This is a genomic window from Hydrogenophaga sp. BPS33 (assembly GCF_009859475.1).
Classification (GTDB): Bacteria; Pseudomonadota; Gammaproteobacteria; order Burkholderiales; family Burkholderiaceae_C; genus Hydrogenophaga.
The window spans coordinates 5,116,732-5,142,219 of sequence record NZ_CP044549.1 but is presented as its reverse complement, the minus strand read 5'-3'; the positions used below and the strand labels follow the sequence as shown (position 1 = coordinate 5,142,219).

At 65.9% G+C, this 25,488-nt stretch carries 28 protein-coding genes and 1 tRNA gene; 23 read left to right on the top strand and 6 right to left on the bottom strand.

Going from position 1 to position 25,488, the window contains the following annotated elements; genetic code table 11:
- Nucleotides 1-132: 132 nt before the first annotated feature.
- From coxB to F9K07_RS23660, 6 genes are all read left to right on the top strand, one after another.
- Nucleotides 133-1,287 (top strand): cytochrome c oxidase subunit II, encoded by a 1,155-nt coding sequence (coxB, locus tag F9K07_RS23680; protein WP_159597073.1) that lies wholly within the window; start codon nt 133-135, stop codon nt 1,285-1,287.
- Between the two features lie 40 nt (nt 1,288-1,327).
- Nucleotides 1,328-2,962 carry a cytochrome c oxidase subunit I gene (gene ctaD, locus F9K07_RS23675; protein ID WP_159595748.1) on the top strand — a complete coding sequence of 545 codons (1,635 nt, stop codon included), beginning with the start codon at nt 1,328-1,330 and terminating at the stop codon, nt 2,960-2,962.
- A 28-nt stretch (nt 2,963-2,990) separates the two neighbouring features.
- Entirely contained in the window at nt 2,991-3,104 is a 114-nt protein-coding gene (locus F9K07_RS31955; protein WP_236581459.1) for a cytochrome oxidase small assembly protein, read from the top strand.
- 32 nt (nt 3,105-3,136) lie between these two features.
- On the top strand, nt 3,137-3,748 hold the full coding sequence (locus F9K07_RS23670) for a cytochrome c oxidase assembly protein (protein WP_159595747.1): 612 nt from the start codon (nt 3,137-3,139) through the stop codon (nt 3,746-3,748).
- Entirely contained in the window at nt 3,745-3,957 is a 213-nt protein-coding gene (locus tag F9K07_RS23665; protein WP_159595746.1) for a DUF2970 domain-containing protein, read from the top strand. The genes F9K07_RS23670 and F9K07_RS23665 overlap by 4 nt, the downstream gene beginning before the upstream one ends.
- Nucleotides 3,958-4,027: 70 nt before the next feature.
- Nucleotides 4,028-4,909, top strand: coding sequence for a cytochrome c oxidase subunit 3 (locus tag F9K07_RS23660; RefSeq protein WP_159595745.1), 882 nt, complete (start codon nt 4,028-4,030; stop codon nt 4,907-4,909).
- 88 nt (nt 4,910-4,997) lie between these two features.
- Here the strand turns inward: F9K07_RS23660 and F9K07_RS23655 are convergent, their stop codons facing one another.
- A complete protein-coding gene (locus F9K07_RS23655) occupies nt 4,998-5,231 on the bottom strand; it encodes a twin transmembrane helix small protein (protein WP_159595744.1) in 234 nt (77 codons plus the stop codon).
- Nucleotides 5,232-5,273: 42 nt separating this feature from the next.
- On the opposite strand from F9K07_RS23655, the gene F9K07_RS23650 reads away from it, so the two are divergent.
- The 8 genes from F9K07_RS23650 to F9K07_RS23615 all read left to right on the top strand — a co-directional run bounded on the left by F9K07_RS23650 (nt 5,274) and on the right by F9K07_RS23615 (nt 13,417).
- A complete protein-coding gene (locus F9K07_RS23650; RefSeq protein WP_159595743.1) occupies nt 5,274-6,065 on the top strand; it encodes an SURF1 family protein in 792 nt (263 codons plus the stop codon).
- Nucleotides 6,046-6,726 carry an SCO family protein gene (locus tag F9K07_RS23645; RefSeq protein WP_159595742.1) on the top strand — a complete coding sequence of 227 codons (681 nt, stop codon included), beginning with the start codon at nt 6,046-6,048 and terminating at the stop codon, nt 6,724-6,726. Before F9K07_RS23650 ends, F9K07_RS23645 begins: the two co-directional genes overlap by 20 nt.
- A 1-nt stretch (nt 6,727) precedes the next feature.
- Nucleotides 6,728-7,891 (top strand): COX15/CtaA family protein, encoded by a 1,164-nt coding sequence (locus tag F9K07_RS23640; protein ID WP_159595741.1) that lies wholly within the window; start codon nt 6,728-6,730, stop codon nt 7,889-7,891.
- Nucleotides 7,888-8,793: a heme o synthase gene (gene cyoE / locus F9K07_RS23635; RefSeq protein ID WP_159595740.1), complete on the top strand. Its 906-nt coding sequence runs from the start codon at nt 7,888-7,890 to the stop codon at nt 8,791-8,793. Before F9K07_RS23640 ends, cyoE begins: the two co-directional genes overlap by 4 nt.
- Before the next feature lie 7 nt (nt 8,794-8,800).
- Complete coding sequence (locus F9K07_RS23630) at nt 8,801-9,397, top strand: SCO family protein (RefSeq protein ID WP_236581458.1); 597 nt, start codon at nt 8,801-8,803, stop codon at nt 9,395-9,397.
- Nucleotides 9,398-9,856: 459 nt separating this feature from the next.
- Nucleotides 9,857-10,516 carry a response regulator transcription factor gene (locus F9K07_RS23625; RefSeq protein WP_159595738.1) on the top strand — a complete coding sequence of 220 codons (660 nt, stop codon included), beginning with the start codon at nt 9,857-9,859 and terminating at the stop codon, nt 10,514-10,516.
- A complete protein-coding gene (locus F9K07_RS23620) occupies nt 10,513-11,868 on the top strand; it encodes an ATP-binding protein (protein WP_159595737.1) in 1,356 nt (451 codons plus the stop codon). The genes F9K07_RS23625 and F9K07_RS23620 overlap by 4 nt, the downstream gene beginning before the upstream one ends.
- 67 nt (nt 11,869-11,935) lie before the next feature.
- Nucleotides 11,936-13,417 carry a Do family serine endopeptidase gene (locus tag F9K07_RS23615; RefSeq protein ID WP_159595736.1) on the top strand — a complete coding sequence of 494 codons (1,482 nt, stop codon included), beginning with the start codon at nt 11,936-11,938 and terminating at the stop codon, nt 13,415-13,417.
- A 73-nt stretch (nt 13,418-13,490) separates the two neighbouring features.
- On the opposite strand, the gene F9K07_RS23610 is transcribed toward F9K07_RS23615, so the two are convergent.
- Both F9K07_RS23610 and F9K07_RS23605 read right to left on the bottom strand, forming a co-directional pair.
- Nucleotides 13,491-14,471 (bottom strand): Bug family tripartite tricarboxylate transporter substrate binding protein, encoded by a 981-nt coding sequence (locus F9K07_RS23610; RefSeq protein ID WP_159595735.1) that lies wholly within the window; start codon nt 14,469-14,471, stop codon nt 13,491-13,493.
- A 123-nt stretch (nt 14,472-14,594) separates the two neighbouring features.
- Nucleotides 14,595-15,629, bottom strand: coding sequence for a CDP-6-deoxy-delta-3,4-glucoseen reductase (locus F9K07_RS23605; protein ID WP_159595734.1), 1,035 nt, complete (start codon nt 15,627-15,629; stop codon nt 14,595-14,597).
- Nucleotides 15,630-15,711: 82 nt separating this feature from the next.
- On the opposite strand from F9K07_RS23605, the gene F9K07_RS23600 reads away from it, so the two are divergent.
- The 5 genes from F9K07_RS23600 (at nt 15,712) to F9K07_RS23580 (ending at nt 20,164) form a co-directional block, all read left to right on the top strand.
- The gene (locus tag F9K07_RS23600; RefSeq protein WP_159595733.1) at nt 15,712-16,644 is read left to right on the top strand and encodes an SDR family oxidoreductase; all 933 of its coding nucleotides are present in this window, start codon (nt 15,712-15,714) and stop codon (nt 16,642-16,644) included.
- A gap of 75 nt (nt 16,645-16,719) precedes the next feature.
- A complete protein-coding gene (locus tag F9K07_RS23595; RefSeq protein WP_159595732.1) occupies nt 16,720-16,863 on the top strand; it encodes a hypothetical protein in 144 nt (47 codons plus the stop codon).
- 25 nt (nt 16,864-16,888) lie between these two features.
- Nucleotides 16,889-17,749, top strand: a complete 861-nt coding sequence (locus F9K07_RS23590; RefSeq protein ID WP_159595731.1) for a 3-keto-5-aminohexanoate cleavage protein — start codon at nt 16,889-16,891, stop codon at nt 17,747-17,749.
- Nucleotides 17,750-17,946: 197 nt separating this feature from the next.
- Nucleotides 17,947-18,945, top strand: a complete 999-nt coding sequence (locus tag F9K07_RS23585) for a Bug family tripartite tricarboxylate transporter substrate binding protein (RefSeq protein WP_159595730.1) — start codon at nt 17,947-17,949, stop codon at nt 18,943-18,945.
- 265 nt (nt 18,946-19,210) lie between these two features.
- Nucleotides 19,211-20,164, top strand: coding sequence for an IS110 family transposase (locus F9K07_RS23580; RefSeq protein ID WP_159593437.1), 954 nt, complete (start codon nt 19,211-19,213; stop codon nt 20,162-20,164).
- Nucleotides 20,165-20,343: 179 nt separating this feature from the next.
- Here F9K07_RS23580 and F9K07_RS23575 read toward each other — a convergent pair whose 3' ends face one another.
- From F9K07_RS23575 to F9K07_RS23565, 3 genes are all read right to left on the bottom strand, one after another.
- Nucleotides 20,344-21,318, bottom strand: coding sequence for a Bug family tripartite tricarboxylate transporter substrate binding protein (locus F9K07_RS23575; protein WP_159595729.1), 975 nt, complete (start codon nt 21,316-21,318; stop codon nt 20,344-20,346).
- Nucleotides 21,315-22,238: a 3-keto-5-aminohexanoate cleavage protein gene (locus F9K07_RS23570; RefSeq protein ID WP_159595728.1), complete on the bottom strand. Its 924-nt coding sequence runs from the start codon at nt 22,236-22,238 to the stop codon at nt 21,315-21,317. The genes F9K07_RS23575 and F9K07_RS23570 overlap by 4 nt, the downstream gene beginning before the upstream one ends.
- Before the next feature lie 255 nt (nt 22,239-22,493).
- A tRNA-Leu gene (locus F9K07_RS23565) sits at nt 22,494-22,578 on the bottom strand.
- Nucleotides 22,579-22,617: 39 nt separating this feature from the next.
- Between F9K07_RS23565 and cysM the strand changes: the two genes are divergently transcribed.
- The 4 genes from cysM (at nt 22,618) to F9K07_RS23545 (ending at nt 25,453) form a co-directional block, all read left to right on the top strand.
- Nucleotides 22,618-23,520 (top strand): cysteine synthase CysM, encoded by a 903-nt coding sequence (gene cysM, locus F9K07_RS23560; protein ID WP_159595727.1) that lies wholly within the window; start codon nt 22,618-22,620, stop codon nt 23,518-23,520.
- A 19-nt stretch (nt 23,521-23,539) separates the two neighbouring features.
- The gene (locus F9K07_RS23555) at nt 23,540-24,067 is read left to right on the top strand and encodes an NUDIX domain-containing protein (RefSeq protein ID WP_159595726.1); all 528 of its coding nucleotides are present in this window, start codon (nt 23,540-23,542) and stop codon (nt 24,065-24,067) included.
- Nucleotides 24,068-24,132: 65 nt separating this feature from the next.
- Nucleotides 24,133-24,360, top strand: a complete 228-nt coding sequence (locus F9K07_RS23550) for a sulfurtransferase TusA family protein (RefSeq protein WP_159595725.1) — start codon at nt 24,133-24,135, stop codon at nt 24,358-24,360.
- A 49-nt stretch (nt 24,361-24,409) separates the two neighbouring features.
- Complete coding sequence (locus F9K07_RS23545; protein WP_159595724.1) at nt 24,410-25,453, top strand: NAD(P)-dependent oxidoreductase; 1,044 nt, start codon at nt 24,410-24,412, stop codon at nt 25,451-25,453.
- The last annotated feature ends 35 nt before the right edge of the window (nt 25,454-25,488 follow it).

Genomic DNA, 25,488 nt, shown 5'->3' with positions numbered 1-25,488 from the left:
TGGGTGATGGGTGGGTGAGCCCGGGAAATTTGTTCTAATCGGCATTGATATAAATCAATACTTATATTTGAGGCGCTTAAAGTGAGTACGACGAATAAAAAGGTGCATTCCCTACGAAACCGGTGGGCCGCAATCCGCGCTGTGGGTACCACGCTGGCGTTGGGCGCAGGCGCCTGGACCACGGTCGCTGCTCAGACGGTCAATGACCTTGCCGGTGGCCCGGCCGTCAACCAGCTGAACTTTCATCCGCCGGTGACCCGCATCGCCGAGGAACAGCACTGGCTGCACTGGTTCATGATGATCTTGTGCGCCGTCATCTTCGTCATCGTCTTCGGCGTGATGTTCTATTCCATCCTCAAGCACCGCAAGTCGGTGGGGCACAAGGCCGAGGTGCTGCCAGAGCCGATCTGGGTGGAGCTCGGATGGACCATCGTTCCCCTGTTGATCGTCATCGGTATGGCGCTGCCCGCCACCAAAGTGCTCGTGGCCCAGAAAGACACCACCAACAGCGACCTGACCATCAAGGCCACGGGCATGCAGTGGAAATGGGGCTATGACTACCTCAAGGGCGAAGGCGAAGGCATCGGCTTCCTCTCCACGCTGGACAACAACCAGCGCGTCATGTCCAACAGCGGCAAGCCCGAAGCCACCGACGACTACCTCCTGAAGGTGGACAACCCCCTGGTCGTGCCGGTGAACAAGAAGGTCCGCATCATCACCACCGCCAACGACGTGATCCACGCCTGGATGGTGCCCGCCTTCGGCGTGAAGCAGGATGCCATTCCCGGCTTCGTGCGCGACACCTGGTTCCGCGCCGAAAAAACCGGCGACTTCTATGGCCAGTGCGCCGAGCTGTGCGGCAAGGAGCACGCCTACATGCCGATCCACGTGAAGGTGGTGAGCGCCGAGGACTACACCGCCTGGGTTACCGAGCGCCAGAAAGCCATGGCCGCCGCCGCCGATGACCCGAACAAGGTCTGGACGCTGGCCGATCTGGTCAAGCGTGGCGAATCCGTCTATGCCGCCAACTGCGCGGCCTGCCACCAGGCCAACGGCAAGGGTGCGGGCCCAATCAAGCCGCTCGATGGTTCGGCCATCGTGAACGACAAGGACCACGGCAAGATGATCAACGTCGTGCTCCAAGGCGCGGCTGGCGGTGCCATGCCTGCGTGGAAACAGCTCTCCGACACCGAGCTGGCCGCCGTGATGACCTACGCCAAGAACAATTGGTCGAACAAGACGGAGCAGATCGTGCAACCGGCCGAAGTACTGGCCGCCCGCAAGTGATCTGTTCATAGAAAAATATTGAGTCTCAAAGGAATCGACCATGAGTGCAGTTCTTGACCACCACGGTGCACACGGCCACGACGACCACCACGACCACCACGACCACCACGCCCCCACGGGCTGGCGCCGCTGGGTCTACGCCACCAACCACAAAGACATCGGCACGCTGTACCTGCTGTTCTCGTTCACCATGTTGATGATCGGTGGCCTGCTGGCCCTGGGCATTCGTGCCGAGTTGTTCCAGCCCGGCCTGCAACTGGTGAACCCCGAGCTGTTCAACCAGCTCACCACCATGCACGGTCTGATCATGGTGTTCGGCGCCATCATGCCGGCCTTCGTGGGTTTCGCGAACTGGATGATCCCGCTGCAGATCGGCGCTTCGGACATGGCCTTCGCGCGGATGAACAACTTCAGCTTCTGGCTGATGATCCCCGCCGCCATCATGCTCGTGGCCTCGTTCTTCATGCCCGGTGGCGCACCCGCTGCCGGCTGGACGCTGTACGCGCCGCTGACGCTGCAGATGGGCCCTTCGATGGACGCCGGCATCTTCGCCATGCACATCCTGGGCGCCTCGTCGATCATGGGCTCGATCAACATCATCGTGACCATCCTGAACATGCGCGCGCCCGGCATGACGCTGATGAAGATGCCGATGTTCTGCTGGACCTGGCTCATCACCGCCTACCTGCTGATCGCCGTGATGCCCGTGCTGGCCGGCGCGATCACCATGACGCTGACCGATCGCCACTTCGGCACCAGCTTCTTCAACCCCGCCGGCGGCGGTGACCCGGTGATGTACCAGCACATCTTCTGGTTCTTCGGCCACCCCGAGGTGTACATCATGATCTTGCCGGCCTTCGGCATCGTGAGCCAGGTCGTGCCCGCCTTCGCGCGCAAGAAGCTGTTCGGCTACGCCTCCATGGTCTACGCCACCGGCTCCATCGCCATCCTGTCCTTCGTCGTGTGGGCCCACCACATGTTCACCACCGGCATGCCGGTGACGGGCCAGTTGTTCTTCATGTACTCGACCATGTTGATCGCCGTGCCCACGGGCGTGAAGATCTTCAACTGGGTTGCGACCATGTGGAAGGGCTCGATGACGTTTGAGACCCCCATGTTGTGGGCCGTCGGCTTCATTTTCGTCTTCACCGTCGGCGGGTTCACCGGCCTGATCCTGTCGGTCGCGCCGATCGACATCCAGATGCAGGACACCTACTACGTGGTGGCCCACTTCCACTACGTGCTGGTGGCCGGTTCGCTGTTCGCCATGTTCTCCGGCATCTATTACTGGCTGCCCAAGTGGACCGGTGTGATGTACAGCGAAACCCGCGGCAAGATCCACTTCTGGTGGTCGATGATCTCGTTCAACATCACCTTCTTCCCGATGCACTTCCTGGGTCTGGCCGGCATGCCCCGCCGCTACGCCGACTACCCGATGCAGTTCGCCGACTTCAACGCCATCGCCTCGATCGGCGCCTTCGGTTTCGGTCTGGCACAGGTGTACTTCTTCCTGGCCGTGATCGTTCCCGCCATGCGTGGCAAGGGTGAGAAGGCGCCGCAGAACCCCTGGGAAGGCGCTGTGGGCCTGGAGTGGGAAGTGGCTTCGCCGGCACCGTTCCACACCTTCGAGAACCCGCCCAAGCTCGACGCCACCGCTACCAAGGTGATTGGCTGAGCCAGCGCGAACACCGATGGGCAACGCCATGACCACGCCTGAACAGAAGAAGAGCAACCGCCGCCTGGGGCTGATCCTGGCGTCAGTGGCGCTCGTGTTCTTCCTGGGCTTCATCGGCAAGCGGTTCCTGTTCGGCCTCTGAGGCCGGCGCAACCCCGCACGGGACTTCATACCTTGGCACTCCGACGCGAAAACCTCAACATGGTGGGCAAGCTCTGCGTGATCGCGCTGGGCATGTTCGCGTTCGGGTATGCGCTGGTGCCGATCTACCGCCACATCTGCGAGGCCCTGGGCATCAACGTGCTGGCGGTGTCCGAGTTGCGTGTGCCGGGTGCCGCGAGCCTGCCCGCGAACACGCAGGTGGACCGCACGCGCACCATCAGCGTGGAGTTCGACACGAATGCGCGCGGACCCTGGCACTTCAAACCGGCCGTGCGCTCGTTGCAGGTGCACCCGGGCGAACTCACCACGGTGATGTACGAGTTCCAGAACATCCAGAACCGCACCATGGCGGCACAGGCGGTGCCGAGCTACGCGCCCAAGCAGGCCGCGGCGCATTTCAACAAGCTGGAGTGTTTCTGCTTCACGCAGTACACACTGCAGCCGGGCGAAAAGAAGGAATGGCCGGTGGCGTTCGTGATCGACCCTCGCCTGTCCAAGGACGTGACCACCATCACCCTGTCCTACACCTTCTTCGAAGTCGGCGGCAAAGTGCCTGCAGCGCCGGACACCGACGCCGCGCCGCAGGCCAGCGCCGTGCCATCCAAGACCACGGGGGACGTATGACTTCCACACCCACAGAGAACCGACGCAAGGGCACCTTCATGGACACGGTCAAGGCCGTGGCTTGGGGCTTCCTGGGCATTCGCCGCAACGCCGACTACCAGAAGGACATCTCCAAACTCAACCCGCTGCACCTGATGGCCGTCGGCGTGGGGATGGCGTTCCTGTTCGTGCTGGTATTGATACTGCTGGTGAACTGGGTTGCCGGCTGAGACACGGCGGCGCAGGACGATTTTTGATTTTTAGACATTAGATACAAGCGAAAGCACAACTGGAGTGAGCATGTCAGCAGCAACCCACGGCACGACGCCCTACTACTTCGTTCCCGGTCCCTCGCGCCACCCGGTGATGGCGGCCATTGGCCTCTTCTTCGTCATTCTGGGCGCGGGTCAGTGGGTCAACGGCCACGGCTGGGGTGCGTACTCGCTGGCCTTCGGCCTGGTGTTCTGGCTGTTCGTGCTGTTCCAATGGTTCAGCGACGCGGTGCACGAAAGCGAAACCGGCATGTACGGCCGCAAGATCGACCTCTCGTTCCGTTGGAGCATGAGCTGGTTCATCTTCTCGGAAGTGATGTTCTTCGGCGCCTTCTTCACCGCGCTGTGGTGGACGCGCACGCACTCGGTGCCGGCGCTGGGCAGTCTGGACAACTCGCTGATCTGGCCGAACTTCTCTGCCGTATGGCCCAGCGTGCAGGCTGGCGCCACGGCTTCGCCGGGCGGCATTGTCGATCCCTTCCAGACCATGGGCCCGTTCTGGCTGCCCACGATCAACACCGCGCTGCTGCTCACCTCGGGTGTGACGCTGACCATCGCGCACCATGCGCTGCAGGTCGGTAACCGCGGCAAGACCATCGCCTTCATGTGGATGACGGTGCTGCTGGGCATCATCTTCCTGTGCGTGCAGGGCTATGAATACGCCCACGCCTACGCCGATCTGAACCTCAAGCTCTCGTCGGGCGTGTTCGGCTCCACCTTCTTCATGCTGACCGGCTTCCACGGTTTTCACGTGCTGGTGGGCATGCTGATGCTGCTGTTCATCACGCTGCGGCTGCAGAAAGGCCACTTCACCGCCGAGCGCCACTTCGGCTTCGAAGGCGCTGCCTGGTACTGGCACTTCGTGGACGTGGTGTGGCTGGGTCTGTACATCCTGGTCTACTGGATGTAATGGGTCATGGTGGTCGATCCACCTTGCTCGGCCCCTCACAAAGAAAAAGCGCCGAGAGGCGCTTTTTTGTTGACGGGAACCGGGCAGGCTAACCGCGCAGCGGCAACCCCGTGGGCTGGATCCAGCCCATGCGGTAGCTGACGAGCACCACCACGAAGAGCAGGATGGAAAACCCCACTCGAAACGCCAACGCCCGCGCCATGTGGTTTTTGCGCGGCGTGCCGTCTTCGTTGGTTTCGCTGCCCCCGCGCATCATGTACACCAGGGCGGTGGCGAGGCTTCCAAGGATGGCAATGAATGCCGCGATGACCAAGTACTTCATGCGCGCAATTATCCGCTTCCAGGGCAAGGCCCCAGGACGGGCATGGGCCTGTGGCAGGGGCATGGCAGCGAGGAGGGGCGTCCAGTGAATCCGCAGCGCAGCGCCTGGCGTTTCTGGGTCGTCACGGTGGCCACCGTGGTGACGATGGCGGCCACCGCTTCCCTGGGTCTGTGGCAACTCGATCGCGCGAAGCAGAAGCTGGCGCTGCAGGCGCAGATCGACGAGCGGGCGGCCTTGCCGGCCTGGAGCACCCAGCAACTGCTGGCTGCGGCCGATCCGCAGACCGGCGTGTACCGTCCGGTGCGCCTGGTGGGCACGTGGATGCCCGGCCACAACGTCTTTCTCGACAACCGCCAGATGAGCGCCCGGGTGGGCTTTTTCGTGCTGACCCCGCTGCGGCTGGAAGGCAGCGAGCGCGTGGTGCTGGTGCAGCGCGGTTGGGTGCCGCGCGATTTCAATGACCGCTCGCGGGTGCCCGATGTGCCCACCTCCAACGGCCGCGTCGAGCTCGAAGGGCGATTGGCCCCCCCGCCCGCCAAGCTATACCAACTGGGCGACGATGCGACGGGACCGATCCGGCAAAATGTCGACCTCGCGGCCTACGCTCAGGAAACCGGCCTGTCCCTGCTGGGCGTGTCCGTCCTGCAGACAGGTGGGACGGCCCCTGATGGCCTGTTGCGCGAATGGCCCCGCTTCGCGGTCGACGTGAGCAAGCACCACGGTTACGCCTTCCAGTGGTTTGCGCTCTGTGCCCTTGCGGGCGCGCTCTATCTCTGGTTCCAAATCCTCTCTCCCCGCCGAAAGCGCAGACTCCATGGCACAGACGCCCGATGAACCCCTGACACTGACCGTGCACAGCCTGCCGCAGCTCGATCGCGCCAGCGCCGATGCGGCCGCCGCCACGCGCAAGGGTCGCTGGAAGATGCTGGGCCTGATGCTGGTGTGCGCCGCGCCGGTCATTGCGTCGTACTTCATGTATTACGTGGTGCGCCCACAGGGTCGCACCAACTATGGCGAGTTGATCGACCCACAGCGCCCGTTGCCGAACTGGACGGGCATCGACACCCAGGGCCGCGCCGTGCCGTTGGACGCGTTGAAGAAACAATGGTTGCTCGTGAGCGTGTCCGACGGTGCCTGCAACGAGGCCTGCGTGCAGCGCCTGTACCTGCAACGCCAGCTGCGCGAGATGCTGGGGCGCGAAAAGGACCGGTTGGACTGGGTCTGGCTGCGCACGGGCGATGCGGCCCTGCCCGCGTCCTTGCAGCAGGCCACGGTGGCCGCGCAGGTGCTCAAAGTCGACGCGCCGGCGCTGGCCACCTGGCTGCAGCCCGCGCCGGGTCAGAACATCGAAGACCACTTGTATGTGGTCGATCCCTTGGGCAACTGGATGATGCGTTTCCCCGCCAACCTCGATCCGGCGCAGGCCAAGCGCGATCTGGACCGCTTGCTGCGCGCCTCGTCCTCCTGGGACAAAGAGGGCAGGGACGCGAACTGACATGGACACGCAGCCGCTCTACGACCTCACCCCCATCGCGCGCATGATGTTTCTGGGCGTGGTGATCGCGCTCGGCCCACTGGCGTGGGTGTGGGTGCGCAACCGCCATGCGCCGCCCGCGCAGCGCCTTCGGGTGCTGACCCTGGTCACGCTGTTCCTGACCTTCGACCTGGTGCTGTTCGGCGCCTTCACCCGCCTGACCGATTCCGGCCTGGGCTGCCCCGATTGGCCGGGCTGTTATGGCAGTGTGAGCCCGGTGGGTGCGAGCAGTGCGATCGCGGCCGCGCAGGAATCCATGCCGCACGGCCCCGTGACCTTCTCCAAGGCCTGGATCGAAATGATCCACCGCTACCTGGCCACGGCGGTGGGCGTGCTGATTCTGGTGCTCTCCCTCGTGAGCTTGGTCGAGCGCAAGCGCTTGAGCGTGTCGTACGTGTGGCCCTTGTTCACGCTGGTGTGGGTGTGTCTGCAGGGCGCTTTCGGCGCGCTCACTGTGACCATGAAGCTGTTCCCGGCCATCGTCACCCTGCACCTGCTCGGTGGCCTGGTGTTGTTGGCGCTGCTGCGCGCGCAAGCCACGGCCTATGCGCTGGCCGAGCCCGGCCACTGCGCCCCGGTGGGCCTGCCCGGCCGGTTGCGCTGGGCGCTGCTGGGCGTGTATGTATTGCTGTGGCTGCAGATCGCGCTCGGCGGCTGGGTCAGCACCAACTACGCGGTGTTGGCCTGCAGCGAGTTCCCGACCTGCCAGGGCAGCTGGTGGCCCGAGATGCATCTGCGCGAAGGTTTCACCCTCTGGCGCGAGCTGGGCTTGAACCACCTGGGCGAAGCCATCGCCTTTCCCGCGCTCACCGCGATCCACTACGTGCACCGGCTTGCGGCCTATGGCGTGCTGGCCGCCCTGTTGTGGCTGGCCTGGCGGCTGTGGCGGGTGGACGGCATGCGCGCCACCGCGCGCGGGCTGCTGCTGCTGGCCGTGTGGCAGTTCGCCAGCGGCCTGACCAATGTGGTGCTCGACTGGCCGCTGCTCGCCGCCGTGGGCCACACGGGTGGTGCCGCCGCGCTGGTGATCGTGCTTACCGGCGCGCTCGCCGGCACGCGCCGCGCGAGCGCGCACCACCCCGCATCGACACTTTCTCCTACGCCCTTCTCCACGCCCCTTCGATGAGTTCCGCACCCACCCCATCTGTTGCCGTGGCCCTGCCTTCGGTCTGGCGCCAGTACCACGCGCTCACCAAGCCGCGCGTGATCCAGCTCATCGTGTTCTGCGCGCTGATCGGCATGGTGCTGGCCGTGCCCGGCCTGCCCACCTGGGAGCAGGTGAGGCTGGCGGCCATCGCCTGCTTCGGCATCTGGCTCGTGGCCGGTGCGGCGGCGGCGTTCAACTGCGTGGTCGAGCAGCGCATCGACGCCAAGATGAAGCGCACCGCCTGGCGGCCGACCGCCAAGGGCGAACTCACCAACGCCCACACGCTCACGTTCTCCGCCGCGCTGTGCGCGGGCGGGTCGGCCGTGCTGTACTTCCTCGTCAACCCCCTGACCATGTGGCTGACCTTCGCCACCTTCGTCGGTTATGCGGTGGTCTACACCGTGATCCTCAAGCCGCTCACGCCGCAGAACATCGTGATCGGCGGTGCGTCGGGCGCCATGCCGCCGGTGCTGGGCTGGGCCGCCATGACCGGTACGGTCGCCCCGGAAGCGCTGATCCTGTTCCTCATCATCTTCCTCTGGACACCGCCGCACTTCTGGGCACTGGCGCTCTACCGCGTCGAGGACTACCGCAAATCGGGCCTGCCGATGCTGCCGGTCACGCACGGCTCCGAGTTCACGCGCCTGCAGATCCTGCTCTACACCTTCGTGCTGTTCGCGGCCTGCCTCATGCCTTTCGTGATGCGCATGAGCGGCTGGATCTACCTGGTGGTGGCTGTCGTGTTGAGCATCGGCTTCTGCGCCTATGCCTTCGCGCTGTGGCGCAACTACTCCGATGCGCTCGCGCGCAAGACCTTCCGTTTTTCCCTGATCCACCTCGCGGCCCTGTTTGCCGCCCTGCTGGTCGACCACTATGTCTGAAGACCTCATGAACCGCCGACAACTTCTCGCCCTGGGCCTGGGCACGCTGGGCCTGGCCGCCTGTACCGACAAGGCCGATGCGCCGGCCGCGTTCGCCGGCATCGACATCACCGGTGCCGACTACGCCACCGGCTTCTCGCTCACCGACCACAACGGCCAGCCCCGCACCCTGGCCGACTTCAAGGGCAAGGCGGTCGTGATGTTCTTCGGCTTCACGCAGTGCCCGGACGTGTGCCCCACGTCCATGAGCGAACTGGCCGAAGCCAAGCGCCTGCTCGGCCCCGACGGCGAGCGCCTGCAAGGCCTGTTCGTCAGTGTCGATCCCGAGCGCGACACCCCCGAGGTGATGAAGCAATACGTGGGCAATTTCGACCCCAGCTTCCTCGCCTTGTACGCGGCACCCGACGCGCTGCCCGCGCTGGCCAAGAGCTACAAGATGTACTACAAGAAGGTCGACGGTCCTACGCCCACCAGCTACACCATGGACCACTCGGCCGGCAGCTACGTCTACGACCCGCAAGGCCGCATCCGTCTGTACCACCGCTACGGCAGTGGCGCGGCGGCGCTGGCTGGGGACGTGAAGAAACTGCTCGACGGCGCGTGATTTGAAACACCCCCCTGCGCCGCTGACGCGGCTTCCCCCCTCTCTGGCGCGCCTTCGGCGCTTGGAGGGGGGACAGCATCTTGGGCCGGCGCAGCCGTCCCTCGTTGCCTCTGGACGAAGATACTTCTCGCGTTGCGTGTCTTGCTCCCTCGCCCCTCTGGGGAGAGGGTTGGGGTGAGGGGCACGCTCGCCGGAGACATGCAAAGCTGCCATGCCGCTGCGCGCATGGCCCAGCTTCTTTTCTCCGTAGCGCACCTTCGGCGCTTGGAGGGGGGACGGCATCTTGGGCCGGCGCCGTCCCTTGGTGTCTCTGGATACAGGCACGTGCTCCGGGTGGATTGCATTTGCCCCCCGCGTTGCGCGGTAAAAATAAGGCCGCTCTAAGCGAAATCCCGCATCATGCAGACGGGGTGCCCCGTCGGGGCATTCGACAACCACGGATCTGGAGAACGCGCATCCATGAGACTGCTGCTGGTCGAAGACGACACCATGATCGGCGAGGCCGTGCTGGACCTGCTGCGCGCCGAGCACTACGCGGTTGACTGGGTGCGCGACGGCGAGATGGCCGCGACCGCCGCACAAGCGGAAAGCTACGACCTCATCCTGCTCGATCTGGGCCTGCCGCGCCGCGACGGGCTGGAGGTGTTGCGCGAACTGCGCGCCCGCAAGAACCGCGTGCCTGTGCTCATTGCCACCGCCCGCGACTCGGTACAGCAGCGCGTGCAAGGCCTGGACGCGGGCGCGGACGACTACATCCTCAAACCCTACGACCTCGACGAACTGCTCGCGCGCATCCGTGCCCTGTTGCGCCGCGCCGCTGGCCGTGCCGAGCCGGTGTACGAACACATGGGCGTGAGCATCAACACCGCCACGCGCGAGGTGACCCTGCAGGGCGAACCCGTGGTGCTCTCGGCGCGCGAGTGGGCCGTGCTCGAGCCGCTGATCGCGCGCCCGGGGCGCGTGCTCTCACGCGCACAACTCGAAGAAAAGCTTTATGGCTGGAAAGACGACGTGAGCAGCAACGCGGTGGAGGTGTACATCCACGGCGTGCGCAAGAAGCTGGGCGCCGGACTGATCCAGAACGTGCGCGGCGTCGGTTACATGATCCCCAAGGCATGAGGCTTGTGCGCGTGTTCGCCATCCATTCGCTGCGCGCACGCCTGATCGGCCTGCTGCTGCTGGCCATCGTGCTCGCGGCCGGTCTGCAGGCGGCTGTGGTGTACCGGCAGGCGAGGGCGGAGGCCGACGGCATCTTCGACTACCACATGGAGCAGATGGCACAAGCCCTGCGCGCGGGCGTCGTGCCGCCGGGCAGGCCTTCGCCCCTGGACGAACCGGGCCTGCCTGCCGATGCGTTCGATTTCTTCGTACAGGTCTGGACCAGCGACGGCCTGCGTGTGTTCCAGTCCGGCACGCGCGCCGACCTGCCGCAGCGTGCGGTGCTGGGCTTCTCCAACATCGAAGTCGACGGCAGACCCTACCGCGTGTTCTCGATGCAATCGCGCACGCAAGTGGTTCAGGTGGCGCAGGACATGCGTCCGCGCCAGATCATGGCGCGCGCGCTTGCCTGGCGCACCGTGCTGCCGATCGCCTGGATGGCGCCCTTGCTCATGCTGGTGGCCTGGGCGGTGGTGAGCATGTCGCTGGCGCCGGTGGCGCGCGTGCGGCGCCAGGTGGCCGCGCGCGAGGCCGACGAACTCGGCGAGGTGAGCGAGGCGGGCTTGCCCGACGAGATCCAGCCACTCGTGCACGAACTCAACTTGCTGTTCGCACGCGTGCGCCAGGCCTTCGATGCGCAGAAGAACTTCGTGGCCGAAGCCGCGCACGAACTGCGCACACCCTTGGCCGCGTTGCGTCTGCAGGCGCAAGGGCTGCAGCGCGCGCGCGACGACGACACGCGCCAGGTGGCGGTGGAGCGCCTGCTCGCCGGCATCGACCGGGCCACGCACCTGGTGGAGCAGTTGCTCATGCTCGCCCGCCAGCAGGCGCAACCCTCCAGCGGCGAGCCCGCGCAGGCCGTCTCGCTGGCCGAACTCGCGGCGCAGGTGATCGCCGACGCGGTGCCGCGCGCCAACGCGCGCCACATCGACCTCGGCCTGGGCCAAGCCGATGCGGGACAGGTGCTGGGCCACGCCGAACCCCTGCGCATCCTGCTCGGCAACCTGGTGGACAACGCGCTCAAGTACACGCCCGAAGGCGGCACGGTGGACGTGTCGGTGCGGCGCGAAGCCGATCGGCTCCTGCTCTGCGTGGAAGACAGCGGGCCCGGCATTCCCGACGCCGACCGTGCCCGCGTGCTCGACCGCTTCTACCGCCTGCCCGGATCACCCGCCAACGGCAGCGGACTGGGCCTGGCCATTGCCAACGCCATCGCGCAGCTGCACGGAAGCCGGCTCGAACTGGACCGCTCACCGCGCCTGGGTGGCCTGCGCATCGGGCTGCGCCTGCCGCTCGATCGGCCCGCAGCCTAAGAATCCTCTAACTCTGAGGGCCCATATTCGAGGACATGTTCAACCTGTCCTTGCTGAAGGAGCTCTCATGAAAACCTTGTCTCTAACCGCGACGCGCCTGGTGCTGTCCCTGGCGGCCGCAGGCATCGTCGGTGGCGCCAGCGTCGGGCTGGTGAGCGGGACCCACGCCAACGCGGCGGCCAATGCGAACGCGCCGGTGGCCACGCAGTCCACGCCCCTGTACGCTGCGGGCTTGCCCGACTTCTCCCAGATCGCGCAGCGCCACGGCGCGGCCGTGGTCAACATCAGCGTCATCGGCAAAGCCGGCGACGACGAACAGCAACAAGCCTCCAACCAGATCCCGGGCATCGACCCGAACGACCCGTTCTTCGAGTTCTTCAAACGTTTCCAGGGACCGGGCGCACAAGGTGGTCGCCAAGCGCCCACGCGTGGCCAGGGCTCGGGCTTCATCATCAGCGCCGACGGTCTGGTGCTGACCAACGCCCACGTGGTGCGCAACGCGCAGCGCGTCACCGTCAAGCTCACCGACCGGCGCGAGTTCGTGGCCAAGGTGCTGGGCTCGGACCCGAAGACCGACGTGGCGGTGCTGCGCATCGACGCCAAGGACCTGCCCGTGGTACCGCTGGGCAACACCAAGGACCTCAAGGTGGGCGAATGGGTGCTGGCCATCGGCTCGCCCTTCGGTTTCGAGAACAGCGTGACCGCCGGCGTGGTCAGCGCCAAGGGGCGCTCCTTGCCGGACGACAGCTTCGTGCCCTTCATCCAGACCGACGTGGCGGTGAACCCCGGCAACTCCGGTGGCCCGCTGTTCAATGCGCGCGGCGAAGTGGTGGGCATCAACTCGCAGATCTACAGCCATACCGGCGGCTACCAGGGCCTGTCGTTCGCGATCCCGATGGAAACGGTGTTGAAGGTGAAGGACCAGATCGTCGCCACCGGCAAGGCCAGCCATGCGCGCCTGGGCGTGTCCGTGCAGGAGGTGAACCAGACCTTGGCCGAATCGTTCAAGCTCGACAAAGCCGCGGGTGCCCTGGTCTCCAGCGTGGAGCCCGGTGGCCCCGCCGACAAGGCGGGCTTGAAAGTGGGTGACGTGATTCGCGAAGTGAACGACCAGGCCATCGTGGGCTCGGGCGATCTGCCCGCGTACATCGGCCAGTCCTTGCCCGGCGACAAGGTCAAGCTGACCGTGTGGCGCCAAGGCAAGGACGTGACCCTGAACGCGCAACTGGGCGATGCCAGCGCCAAGACCCCGGTGGCGGCCAAGGGCCAGAAGGGCGCCGATCAAGGCCGCCTTGGCTTGGCGTTGCGACCGCTTGCGCCGCAGGAGCAGCGCGCGGTCGGCGTGGAGGGCGGTCTGCTGGTCGAGGACGCGCAGGGCCCGGCCGCGCTGGCGGGCGTGCAGCAGGGCGACGTGCTGCTCGCCGTCAATGGCCAGAAGGTGCAGAGCGTCGAGCAGGTGCGCGCGATGCTGGGCAAGGACCGGCAATCGCTGGCGCTGCTGATCCAGCGCGATGGCGACCGCATCTTCGTGCCGGTGCGCCTGGGTTGAGGCCGTACCCCGCCAGATACACAAAAGCCCCGCTCAGCGGGGCTTTTGCATGGAGCGGGCGTGGCAGGTGGACTCAGTCGACCTTCGCACCACTCAGTTTCACCAGGCGCTCGTACTTCGCGCGCTCGCGCTTCATGAACGCGTCGAACTGCTCCGGGGTGTTCGGCGCGGGCTCGGCGAACAACGCGGCAAAGCGCGTCTTCACCTCGGCCGACTTCAGCGCATCGGCGAACGCGGTGTTGAGCTTGCGCACCACGTCGGCCGGCGTGCCGGCCGGCGCGACCAGGCCCCACCAGGTGTCGATCTCGAAGCCGGGCAGGGTGGCGGCCACGGTGGGCACGTCGGGCATCGCGCTGCTGCGCTGCGCGGTGGTGACCGCCAGGGCCTTGAGCTTGCCCGAGCGGATGTTGGTCGCGGCGGTGGCGAGGTTGTCGATGTTGAAGTCGACCTGGCCCGAGAGCAGGCCCAGCTGCGCGGGGTTGCCGCCGTTGTAGGGGATGTGCACGGCGAAGATGCCGGCCTGGTTCTTCAGCAGCTCGCCCGCGAGATGGCCCGCGCTGCCGTTGCCGCCCGAGCCGTAGTTCAGCTTGCCGGGGTTGGCCTTGCCGTAGGCGATCAGGTCGGCCACGGATTGGATCTTCAGGCGCGCGGCGGTCTCGGCGTTCATCACCAGCACGTTGGGCACGCTGAGCATCTGCGTGATGCCGGCGAAATCCTTCGCCGGGTCGTAGGGCAACTGCTTGAACAGCCAGGGGTTGATGCCGTGCGAGGCGGTGGTAGCCACACCCAGCGTGAGCCCGTCGGCGGGTGCCTTGGCCACCGCGCTCATGCCGATGTTGCCGCCCGCGCCGGGCCGGTTCTCCACGATCACCGTGCCCAGCGATCCCTTGACCGCATCGGCGAGGATGCGCGCGGTCACGTCGATCGGGCCACCCGCGGCGAAGGGCACCACGATGCGCGTGGTGTTGTTCGCTTGCGCCAGGGCGAGGCCGGGCAGGGCGACGCTGGCGGAAGCGAGCGCGGTGCGGGTGATGAGTTGGCGGCGGTTCAGCATGTCGTTGTCTCCGATGGGGTGAAATCAAAACCAGAAGTGCCGCGGCACCGCCCTTCGACAAGCTCAGGACGGGCCGCAGGCGCTGCCCCCCTTGAGGGGGACGCGCGCAGCGCGGCGGGGGTGTCAGTCCAGTTTATCGGCGGCGCTGGTGAACGAATCGGCGAAGAAGGCTTCGTCGGGCAGTCCGGCCTGGGCCACGTAGTCGCGGTGCGCCGACTCGACCACGATGGGCGCGCCACAGGCGTACACCTCGTGGCCCGAGAGGTCGGGGAAGTCCTGCAGCACGGCCTTGTGCACGAAGCCGGTGCGACCGGTCCAGGCGTCTTCGGGCAGCGCGTCGGAGACCACCGGCACGTAGCGCAGGCTCGGCATCTCGGCCAGGCGGGCCTCGATCCAGGCGCTCTGGTACAGGTCTGCCGGGCGGCGGCCGCCCCAGTAGACGGTGGCGGGGCGCGTGATGCCTTTGTGCTGCATGTGCTCGATCACCGCCTTGATCGGCGCAAAGCCGGTGCCCGAGGCCAGGAAGATGATGGGCTTGTCGCTGTCCTCGCGCAGGAAGAAGCTGCCGTAAGGCCCTTCGATGCGAAGGATGTCGCGCTCCTTCATCGCACCGAACACGTGGTCGGTGAACTTGCCACCGGGCATGTGGCGCAGGTGCAGCTCCAGGCCCGGTTGCACGGCTTGCGTGTGCGGCGCATTCGCCATGGAGTAGCTGCGGCGGTCGCCATCGCGCAGCAGGAATTCGACGTACTGGCCGGCGTGGTACTGGAAGGCGTCGCTGGCGGGCAGTTGCAGGCGCAGCACGATCACGTCGTGCGACGCGCGCTCCAGCGTATTCACGCGCACCGGCATCTTCTTGATCGGGAATGCGCCGGCCTCGGTGACCTGGCGCGATTCGAGCACCACGTCGCTGTGCGCGACGCCGCAGCAGGTCAGCACATAGCCGGCGGCTTCTTCCTCGGCGCTCAGCGCCTTGGGTTGGTGGTGGCCGTGCGTGACGCTGCCCGACACCAACTTGCATTTGCAGGAACCGCAGGCCCCGTCCTTGCAGCCATAGGGCAGGCCGATGCCCTGGCGGATGCCGGCTGCGAGCATGGACTCTTCGGGTTCGGTGGTGAAGGTGCGCCCACTGGGCTCGACGGTGATCGTGAATGTCATACTGGCGGGCTGAAAAAATGGAAAGGCCGGCGGCGGCGAGGCGCTCGCAGCAACCGGCCATTGTCTCAAATTCGGATTTCTCATGAGCCTTCTCGGCGCTTTGCCTGCGCGCTTCCGGCGTGAACGGGTCCTGATCGTGGGTTGTGGTGATGTCGGCCAGCGCGCCGCCCATGTCCTGGGGGGTGGTCGGCGCGTGCGCCTGCTGGCGCTGACCTCCAGCCCCGCGCGCGTGCCCGCCATGCGCGCGCTGGGCATCACCCCGTTGCAAGGCGACCTGGACGACGCGCGCAGCCTGCGCCGCCTGGCCGGCCTGGCCACCCGCGTGTTGCATCTGGCGCCGCCCCCCTCGGGCGAACAGGCCGACTGGCGGCTCGACCCGCGCACCCGTGCGCTGGGACAGGCGCTGTTGCAGCGGTCCTTGCCCAGCGCGCTGGTGTATGGCTCCACCACGGGGGTCTATGGCGATCGCCAAGGCCGCTGGACCAGCGAAGCCACGCCCGCGCAGCCGCTCACGCCCCGCGCCTGGCGCCGGGTTGATGCCGAGGCGGCGGTGCACTGGGTGGGCCGCGCCACCGGCGTGCGCACCACGGCCCTGCGCATCCCGGGTATCTACGCGCCCGATCGCGAGGGTGGCACGCCGCGCGCGCGGCTGGAGCGCGGCACACCCGTGCTGCGCGCCGAGGACGACGTGTACACCAACCACATCCACGCCGACGACCTGGCGCGCGCCTGTGTGCTCGCGCTCTGGCGGGGGCGGCCGCAGCGCAATGTGAACGTGGTGGACGACACCGAGCTCAAGATGGGCGACTACTTCGACCTCGCGGCCGATCTCTATGGCCTGCCCCGTCCGCAGCGCGTGGCACGCGATGCCGCGGGTGACCAGTTGCCGCTGGTGCTGCTGAGTTTCATGAGCGAGTCGCGGCGCTTGAGTAACCAACGCATGAAAGACGAACTGCGCTTGCGTTTGCGCTATCCGACGGTGGCGCAGGGCCTGGTGGCGTCGGGCGGGGCTTGAAGGGCAAGTGCCCTGGAGCTCGTGCCGGTGCTTTCGCGCGTGTCGCCCACCGCGATGCGACGCGGGAAGAATTTCATGCGCCAGATGGTTGGCATGACGGTCGATCAAGGTCTATCGTGTGTCGAGGGGCAGGTCCCTTTGCTCGCGCTGTCGGAAGACGCCAAAGAAGGGTTTGACGCATTCAACAACAAGCGACGACCTGTCTTCGCCGGTCGTTGATCTCCAGAAACGAAGGGCTGTTTCCATGTCCGACAAAGTCGTCCTTACCTGCGCCCTCACCGGCGTGCTCACCGATCCACATCAACATGGCGTGCCCGTCACGCCAGCGCAAATGGCCGCAGAAGCCAAGGCCGCCTGGAACGAGGGCGCCACGGTGATGCACATCCATATCCGGCAGCAAGCGCCGGGCAAGGGCCACCTGCCGAGTTGGGACCCCGTGGTATCGAAGGACATCCAAGACGCGATTCGCGAGGCTTGCCCCGGGGTCATCATCAACCACACGACTGGCGTGGTGGGCCCGGACTATGGTGGCGCGTTGGCGTGCATCCGACAGACCCGTCCGGAGATGGCTGCGTGCAATGCGGGGTCGTTGAACTACCTCAAGGTCAAATCGGATGGCACCTGGGCCTGGCCCCCGATGATGTTCGACAACGCCCCCGCGAAGGTGAAGGACTTCATCGACGCGATGGCCTCCGTGGGATGCTTGCCCGAGTTCGAGTGCTTCGATGTGGGCATCGTCCGATGTGTCGACATGTACCGCCAGGTGGGCATGTACGACGGGCCACTGGAATACAACTTCGTGATGGGCGTGTCTTCGGGCATGCCGGCCGATCCCGACCTGCTGCCCATCCTGACCAGGCTCGCCGTGGCTGACGCGAACTGGCAGGTCACGGCCATCGGGCGCCAGGAGATCTGGCCCCTGCATCGTCGATGCGCGGAGATGGGTGGCCATCTGCGCTCGGGACTGGAAGACACTTTCTATTTGCCCGATGGCGCAAAGGCAACGTCGAACGGCCAACTGATCGCCCAGTTGGCCCTGTACGCACGCGATGCGGGCCGACAGGTCGCCAATGCGGACGAGGCCCGCCAGCTACTGCACCTTTAAGCCGCAACCTCGAGGCAGGGCACGCGGTGGTCGAGCCGTTTGCTCAGTATGGAAAAACCGAATAGCTGGATAACGCATCGGTCTTGGTCTTGTCGAGGCGATCTCGTTACGATGGCCCGCGCGCCATTGCAAGGGGACATCAGAACGTGCTGGCATTCGATGCAGCCATGGGCAGAGCCTTCAACAAGGAGACCTCCGTGTCGTGGAATTCAATTTGCGGCCGTGTTGCGGCTTGCGCGCTGCTGGGCATGGTCGCCCTGTGGATGGGGCAGGCGCATGCCCAGGACTTTCCCAGCCGACCCATCAAGATCCTGATCGGATTTGCCCCCGGCGGCGGTTCGGATCTGATCGCTCGCCTCTACGCACAACACCTTCGCCAGGAACTCAATACGCCTGTGATCGTGGAGAACAAGGCGGGTGCCTCGGAGCTGCAAGCGGTGCGCGCATTGATCGCGTCGCCACCCGACGGCTACACGCTGTGGCTGGCCGCGGGCGGGGCGCTCTCGATCGGCCCTGGCATACGCAAGGACCTGCCCTATGAGCCACTGACGAGTCTGAGCCACGTGGCCATGGTCGCCACGGCACCGGGTGTGTTCTACGTGAACCCTGCACTGCCGGTGCGATCCGTCAGCGACTTCGTGGCCTACGCCCAAGCGAACCCAGGCAAGGTCAACTTCTCGTCGTCCGGCGTGGGGTCCGGCAGCCACTTGCAAGTCGAGTACTTCATGCAGGGCGCAGGCATCAAGATGACCCACATCCCGTACAAGTCGTCACCCGAAGCTGCGCAGTCGGTGGTCTCGGGCGAAGTCCAGTTTGGCTTGGCGCCTGCGCAGACCGCCATTCCACTGGCCAACGACGGGCGCGTGCGCGCCATTGCCGTGACCAACACCCGCCGGCTGCCGGCCTTGCCCAATGTGCCCACCATGGCCGAGGCCGGCTCCAACGCTGCCCTGAAAAGCATGGACGGCTTCAGCTACTACGCCTTGGTCGGTCCGGCGAACATGCCGTCAGCGGTCATCCAGAAGATCAACCAGGCGTTCAACAAGGTGGGGGCGATGCCCGAAGTGGTCGAACACATGCGTGACCGGTTTTCCGTCGAGCCGGTGACGACCACACCTGCCGCCTTTCGCGAGTACCTGGAAAAGGACCTGATGAAATGGAAGGAAGTGGGCAAGACCGTCAAGATCGACGGTTGATGCCGACCAAGCGCTGTGTCCTTTCCGGCGCGTGCCTGAATCCAGAGGCATCAAGGGTCCGGCTTGTATGGTTGAGGTGTTGGGGTGGAGGGCCTGGAAGTACGGCTATCGGCTTGGACCGACTGGCGGAGATTGCCCCCACCCCGCCTTTCAGCGTCGATAAGGAACTGAGCGGCACCCAGTAGCGCCGATCTTGAAGCAAGCTAACGCGGCTGGCGGGAATTTCCACCCCAACACTTGCCATTCTTTCTCGCAGGAGGTTGCCATGCAAGAAGTCCATGTGTTCATCGGGGTAGATGTGGCCAAGGCCGAACTCGTCGTCGCCACGGCCTCCCAACCAGGATGCCGCAGCATCGCCAACGAGGTCGGCGCCATCAGCGCCTGGCTGCGTGAGCTACCAGACAACACCCTTGTGGCCATGGAGTCCACCGGGCGCTACCACCAACTGCTCGCCACCCTGGCACACGCAGCGGGTCTGCAGGTGTTCGTGCTCAACGCCCGCGATGTGTTCTTCTACGCCCGCGCCCTGGGCGCTCGGGCCAAGACCGATCGGCTCGATGCCCATGTGATCGCCCGTTACCTTCTTGAACATCATGAGCACCTGCACCCCTGGCAGGCTTGCTGCCCCGCGCTCGCTCAGGTCAACACCCTGCTCGCGCAGCGTTGGACGGTAGTGACCAAACGCACCGCGCTGCACCAGTCGCTACAGGGCTGTGATGCAGCCATCGCTGCCGAGCTAGGGGCCCTGGATGCGGCCTTCGCCACGCTGCTCAAGGCCATGGATGCGCGCATCGCAGCACTGTTCGCAAAGGATGCCCGCTTGGCAGAGCAACGGGCTTTACTGCAAAGCATCGTGGGCGTGGGCGCGCAAAGCAGTGCATTGCTGGCCAGCGTGCTGGCCCAGCTGGACTTTGCCAGCGCCGATGCCTTGGTGGCCTACAGTGGGCTGGACCCGCGTGCCTGTGATTCGGGCCGCAGTCGAGGCCACCGAAGGCTCTCAAAACGCGGACAACCGGCTCTACGACGCCAGATGTACCTCGCCGCCATGTCGGCCTGCCACACCAAGACATTTGAAGCCACGTACAAGGCTTTGCGCCAGCGCGGCCTGAAGACCACCGAAGCCCTCGTTGTACTGGCTCGCAAGCTCCTGCGTATCGCCTTTGCCGTCTGGCGCTCTGGCAAACCATTCGAGCCTCAGCGATATGCACCCAGCGCTTGACTTCTATCCATAGAACCTCCGTCGGTCCGAGATACCGCCCCCCTTTCCGGCGCGCGTGCCTGAATCCAGAGGCATCGAGGGACGGCTGCGCCGGCCCGAGATGCCGTCCCCCCTCCAAGCGCCGAAGGCGCGCCAGAGAGGGGGGAAGCCGCGTTAGCGGCGCAGGGGGGTGTTCCAGTTCACTCCTCGAACTTGATGCCAGTCTTGCGCACGATATCGGAGAAGGTCGCCTGTGCGGTCACCAGGCGTTTGTGCGTGCCTTCTGGAGCGTCGTACAGCGGACGTTGGTTGACCTTCGCGAGCATCGCCTTGGTCTCGGGCATCTGGATGGCACGCTTGATCGTGCTGCTCAGCTTGTCCACGATGGCGGCGGGCATGTCGGGCGGGCCCAGCACCATGAGGGTGGTGCCAAACACTTCGAAGCCTGCGAGACCATGCTGCGCGAAGGTGGGCACGGACGTCTCGCCCGGTGGCTGGCTGGTGTAGGCCAACAAACGCAGTTTGCCCGCGTCGATCTGCGGCTGCAGCACGGTCTTGGTGCTGATCATCATCTGCACACGCCCCGCAATGAGATCGACGAGCGCGGGACCCGAGCCTTTGAACGGTACGGACATGATGTTCAGGCCGGCGGCGTGCTTGAACAGCTCCGTGCCCATGTGATCCGCCGTGCCCGCGCCCGTGACGCCGGCGCTGACCTTCTGCGGGTTGGCGCGCGCGTAGGCCAAGAACGCGGGCAAGGTCTCGGCAGGCACGGACGCATGCACCGCCAGCACCCAGTCGCCATGCGACACCGTCGCCACGGGTGTGAACCCTTTGATGGGGTCGTAGCCGCGTGGCGCCTGCATGGTGTGCAGGACCTGTGTCGTCGGCGAGTTGATCACGAGGAGGTAGCCATCGGGCTCGGCCCGGTGGACGGCGGTCGAGGCGATAGAGGTGTTGCCGCCCGGGCGGTTCACGACCACCACCGGTTGTCCCAGCAGAGGTGGCAGTTGCGCGGCCAGTGCGCGGGCGATGGGATCCAGCGCTCCGCCCGGCGGATATGGCACGAGCAAGGTGATTGGGCGGCTGGGCCAGTCGGACTGCGCGAAGGCCCATGGGAAGGTGGCGAGCGACGCCGACAGGGCCGCGGACCTTTTGAGGAATTCGCGTCTCATGCGGCCCTCCTCTCCAGCGGGTCGGAGGCCGGCACGCCAGGCGAGGTGCGTAGGCCCCAGAGGGCGCGGGCTTCGGCCGGCGACGCGACCTCACCGCCCAGCAGATGGAGGAGGTTGACCGCCTGTTCGACGAGTTCCGCGTTCGTTCGGGCGAGTCTGCCTTTGCCGAGGTACACGTTGTCCTCCATGCCTACCCGGGCGTGTCCACCCATCAGCCAGCTTTGCGCCACCATGGGGAACGACTGCTTGCCAATTCCGATGGCGGTCCAGTGCGCCCCCGCAGGCAACTGGTTGCGCGCGTATTGCACGGTTTCGGGGGTCGACACAAAGCCGTATTTCACGCCGAGCACGAAGGAAAAGAGGTACGGCCCTTTCACGGTGCCTTCGTCAATCAGCGCGTTGGCCAACTGGATGTCGCCCGAGTCGAACAACTCCATCTCGGGCACGGCGCCGACCGCCTGGATGTGGCGCGCCATCTCACGGGCCATGTCCGGCGTGTTCATCACGACCTGGTTGCGCGAGGTCATGGTGTTGAGGTCTAGCGTGGCGACGTCGGGCTTGAGCGCCAGGATGTGTTGCACGCGGTGCTCGGGCGCTACCAGGGTGGTGCCCGGTCCGGCGACCTTCGGGTCGTGTGCGCTGGGCACGAAGCGCGCGCCGGCGCCGGTGGTCAGGTTGATGATGATGGGCGATCCCGCGTCGCGGATACGCTGCACGACTTCGGCGTACAGCGCCACGTCCATGCTGGCCTTCTCGGTCTGCGGATCGCGCACGTGGATGTGCACGGCGGCAGCACCGGCACGCGCGGCGTCCAGCGCCGATTGGGCGATTTCGGCCGGCGTGATGGGCAGGTGGGGCGACTGGGAACGGCTGGTGCTGGCGCCGACGATGGCGCATGTGATGACGGTTTTAGGGCTCATCCGGGTGTGGTCTCCACGCCCGTCGGTGCCTCATGTGGGCCCTTGTCCCGGTGCGCAGGGGCACCATAGCCCGCCTGGGCGTCTTTCGCCAGACGATTGTTTTATGGCAGCATGCCGCAAATGAATCGCCCCGATTTTGAGCAGCCTGTAGAGGCGCTCGGAAACGGCTCAAGGGCAGAACCGTTCAATCGCAAATGCAAATAGGGGGAGCGCCGAGAGCGATACGTCGATGAGGATCGCTAGGCAGCGATCACGTGGTGCCCGGGGTCGGAATCGAACCGACACTCCTTTCGGAACCGGATTTTGAGTCCGGCGCGTCTACCAATTTCACCACCCGGGCAGCTCTGAGCGGAAGCGGAAATTATGGCACAGTGCTGGCATGAACTACCCGACGATTGAAGACGCCATCGGAAACACACCCCTGGTGGCCCTGCAGCGCATCGGCGCTGCCGACAACGCAAAACGAGGCAACGTGATCCTGGGCAAGCTGGAGGGCAACAACCCGGCCGGCTCGGTGAAGGACAGGCCCGCAGTCTCCATGATCCGGCGCGCCGAGGAGCGCGGCGACATCAAGCCCGGCGACACCCTGATCGAAGCCACCTCGGGCAACACCGGCATCGCGCTGGCGATGGCCGCGGCTATCAAGGGCTACCGCATGGTGCTGATCATGCCGGAGGACCTGTCCATCGAACGTGCGCAGACCATGAAGGCCTTCGGCGCCGAACTCATCCTCACCTCCAAGAGCGGGGGCATGGAGTCCGCGCGCGATCTGGCCGAGAAGATGCAGGCCGAGGGCAAGGGCCGCGTGCTCGACCAGTTCGCCAACGCCGACAACCCGCGCATCCACTACGAGACCACCGGCCCGGAGCTCTGGGCGCAGACGCAAGGGCGCATCACCCACTTCGTGAGCGCCATGGGCACCACCGGCACCATCACCGGTGTTTCGCGTTTCCTCAAGGAAAAGAACCCGGCCATCCGCATCATCGGCGCGCAGCCCAGCGAGGGCTCGCGCATCCCGGGCATCCGCAAGTGGCCCACCGAGTACCTGCCCAAGATCTACGACCCGAGCTCGGTCGACGAACTGGTGTACGTGAGCCAGAACGACGCCGAGGCCATGTGCCGCCAGTTGGCGCGCGAAGAGGGCATCTTCGGCGGCATTTCGGCGGCCGGCGCCTGCTGGGTCGCGCAGCAGCTGGCCCGAACGGTGGAGAACGCCACCATCGTCTTCGTGGTGTGCGACCGCGGCGACCGTTACCTCTCCACCGGTGTGTTCCCGGCCTGAGGCCGGGGCGACGACCCGCATGAGCGCCGAATTCCGCTTCTGTCCCCAATGCGCGACGCCGCTTACCCTGATCGCCCAGGAGGAAGACGGCGGGCTGGTGCAACGCCTGCGCTGCCCGGCCTGCGGCTTCACGCACTGGAACAATCCCACGCCGGTGCTGGCGGCCATTGTGGAAGTCGAGGGCCAGATCCTGCTCGCGCGCAATGCCGCGTGGATGAACAAGATGTACGGCCTGATCACGGGTTTCATGGAGGCCGGCGAAACGCCCGAAGAGGGCATCCGGCGCGAGATTGCCGAGGAGACGGCGCTGTCGGTGGACGCGCTCTCGCTCGTGGGCGTGCACGATTTCCAGCGCATGAACCAAGTCATCATCACCTACCACGCGCGTGCGCATGGCGAGGTGCGGCTGTCTCCCGAGTTGGTGGATTACAAGCTCATGAGGCCCGAACAGGTGCGCTGCTGGCGCGCCGGCACCGGCATGGCGCTGGCGCAGTGGCTGCGCTCGCAGGGGCATGAGCCGGTGTTCATGGAAGACATGGCGCGCTGAACCGATCGACCCTTCGTGCGTGGCACGGCTTAAAATCCAGCGTTCCTCCGACCTATCCCATACCCATGACTGCCGACAAAGAACTCGATGCCCGCGGCCTGAACTGCCCGTTGCCGATCCTCAAGGCCAAGAAGGCGCTGGCCGACATGCTCAGCGGCCAGACGCTGAAGGTGATTTCGACCGACGCCGGCTCCGTGCGCGATTTCCAGGCCTTTGCCAAGCAAACCGGCAACGTGCTGCTGCAACAGGAGACCGTGGGCGGGGATCACATCAGCCTGCTCAAGCGCCGCTGATTTCCGGCAGGCGCATTCCGAAAACACTCCTCTTCGAAGCCCTGCCACCATGGAAATCCTGTTGCTCGATCCGCTCGTGCCCGAGGCCCTGGCCTGGTTGCAGGAGCGCCATGAGGTCACCTTCCGGCCGGAGCTGGCCGACGACCCGCTGGAACTGCGCAAGCACATCTCCAAGAGCCGCGCGCTCGTGTTGCCGCCGCACGTGGTGGTGACGGCCGAGTTCCTGGATTTCGCGCCCAAGCTGGAGATCGTGGCGCGCATGCAGATCTCCAGCGACAACACCGACCTGGACGCCTGCGCCCGCCGCAACGTGCGCGTGCTGCAGGCCCGCAGCGCCACCGTGCGCTCCAATGCCGAGTACATCCTGTATGGCCTGCTGATGCTGTACCGGCGCGGCATGGTCAGTGCCCTGCTGGGGCGCACGCTCTCCCAGGTGCGCATGGGCCGCGAGCTCTCGGGCAGCACGGTAGGCCTGCTGGGCCTGGCCCCCGTCGCCCACGCCCTGGCGCCCATGCTGCGCAGCCTGGGCGTGCGCCTGTTGGGTTACGACCCGGCGGTGCACTACGCGGCGGACGTCTGGGACAAGCTCAAGGTCGAACCCGTCACCATGCAGGAGCTGCTGACGCATTCGGACGCCATTTCGCTGCAGATGGTGTACGCCTCGCGCTACCGTGGCTGGATCAACGAGCGCACCCTCAACCACTGCAAGCCGGGCCAGTTGTGGGTCGGCGTGAGCCGCAGTGCGTTGTTCGACGCCGAGGCGCTGGCATTGGCGCTGTGCGACGGCCGCATCGACGCCTGCATGCTCGACGGCGCCAATCCGAAGTTCGCCGCCGAGGGCACGCCGCTTTATGGCATCCCCAACCTGCACCTCACGCCGCGGCTGGGCTCGCACACCCGGGAAGCCAAACTGCGAGCGAGCTGGTACCTGGCGCACCGCATCCACGAGACGCTCTCGCCAGAGAGCGCGAAGATCGAGGCTCGTACGAGCGACTTTTCGGTGTTCGACAACCCGGAGTTCCAGGACACGATGGGTGACCCGCAGGCGGTGACGCCGTCGCAGTGGAGTTCCATCGCGTTGCACAGGAGTTAACCCCCCGCCGCGCTGCGCGCGTCCCCCCTTGAAAG

Bases quoted from the DNA above. Each gene is read 5' to 3' on its own strand.
- cyoE (WP_159595740.1), top strand. From the start codon at position 7,888: ATGAGTTCCGCACCCACCCCATCTGTTGCCGTGGCCCTGCCTTCGGTC.
- F9K07_RS23640 (WP_159595741.1), top strand. From the start codon at position 6,728: ATGGACACGCAGCCGCTCTACGACCTCACCCCCATCGCGCGCATGATG.
- F9K07_RS23575 (WP_159595729.1), bottom strand. From the start codon at position 21,318: ATGAGACGCGAATTCCTCAAAAGGTCCGCGGCCCTGTCGGCGTCGCTC.
- F9K07_RS23615 (WP_159595736.1), top strand. From the start codon at position 11,936: ATGAAAACCTTGTCTCTAACCGCGACGCGCCTGGTGCTGTCCCTGGCG.
- F9K07_RS23595 (WP_159595732.1), top strand. From the start codon at position 16,720: ATGCGCCAGATGGTTGGCATGACGGTCGATCAAGGTCTATCGTGTGTC.
- F9K07_RS23545 (WP_159595724.1), top strand. From the start codon at position 24,410: ATGGAAATCCTGTTGCTCGATCCGCTCGTGCCCGAGGCCCTGGCCTGG.
- F9K07_RS23580 (WP_159593437.1), top strand. From the start codon at position 19,211: ATGCAAGAAGTCCATGTGTTCATCGGGGTAGATGTGGCCAAGGCCGAA.
- F9K07_RS23590 (WP_159595731.1), top strand. From the start codon at position 16,889: ATGTCCGACAAAGTCGTCCTTACCTGCGCCCTCACCGGCGTGCTCACC.
- F9K07_RS23605 (WP_159595734.1), bottom strand. From the start codon at position 15,629: ATGACATTCACGATCACCGTCGAGCCCAGTGGGCGCACCTTCACCACC.
- F9K07_RS31955 (WP_236581459.1), top strand. From the start codon at position 2,991: ATGACCACGCCTGAACAGAAGAAGAGCAACCGCCGCCTGGGGCTGATC.
- ctaD (WP_159595748.1), top strand. From the start codon at position 1,328: ATGAGTGCAGTTCTTGACCACCACGGTGCACACGGCCACGACGACCAC.
- F9K07_RS23625 (WP_159595738.1), top strand. From the start codon at position 9,857: ATGAGACTGCTGCTGGTCGAAGACGACACCATGATCGGCGAGGCCGTG.
- F9K07_RS23620 (WP_159595737.1), top strand. From the start codon at position 10,513: ATGAGGCTTGTGCGCGTGTTCGCCATCCATTCGCTGCGCGCACGCCTG.
- F9K07_RS23555 (WP_159595726.1), top strand. From the start codon at position 23,540: ATGAGCGCCGAATTCCGCTTCTGTCCCCAATGCGCGACGCCGCTTACC.
- F9K07_RS23660 (WP_159595745.1), top strand. From the start codon at position 4,028: ATGTCAGCAGCAACCCACGGCACGACGCCCTACTACTTCGTTCCCGGT.
- F9K07_RS23610 (WP_159595735.1), bottom strand. From the start codon at position 14,471: ATGCTGAACCGCCGCCAACTCATCACCCGCACCGCGCTCGCTTCCGCC.
- F9K07_RS23550 (WP_159595725.1), top strand. From the start codon at position 24,133: ATGACTGCCGACAAAGAACTCGATGCCCGCGGCCTGAACTGCCCGTTG.
- F9K07_RS23630 (WP_236581458.1), top strand. From the start codon at position 8,801: ATGAACCGCCGACAACTTCTCGCCCTGGGCCTGGGCACGCTGGGCCTG.
- F9K07_RS23600 (WP_159595733.1), top strand. From the start codon at position 15,712: ATGAGCCTTCTCGGCGCTTTGCCTGCGCGCTTCCGGCGTGAACGGGTC.
- cysM (WP_159595727.1), top strand. From the start codon at position 22,618: ATGAACTACCCGACGATTGAAGACGCCATCGGAAACACACCCCTGGTG.
- F9K07_RS23570 (WP_159595728.1), bottom strand. From the start codon at position 22,238: ATGAGCCCTAAAACCGTCATCACATGCGCCATCGTCGGCGCCAGCACC.
- F9K07_RS23650 (WP_159595743.1), top strand. From the start codon at position 5,274: ATGGGCCTGTGGCAGGGGCATGGCAGCGAGGAGGGGCGTCCAGTGAAT.
- F9K07_RS23655 (WP_159595744.1), bottom strand. From the start codon at position 5,231: ATGAAGTACTTGGTCATCGCGGCATTCATTGCCATCCTTGGAAGCCTC.
- F9K07_RS23645 (WP_159595742.1), top strand. From the start codon at position 6,046: ATGGCACAGACGCCCGATGAACCCCTGACACTGACCGTGCACAGCCTG.
- F9K07_RS23665 (WP_159595746.1), top strand. From the start codon at position 3,745: ATGACTTCCACACCCACAGAGAACCGACGCAAGGGCACCTTCATGGAC.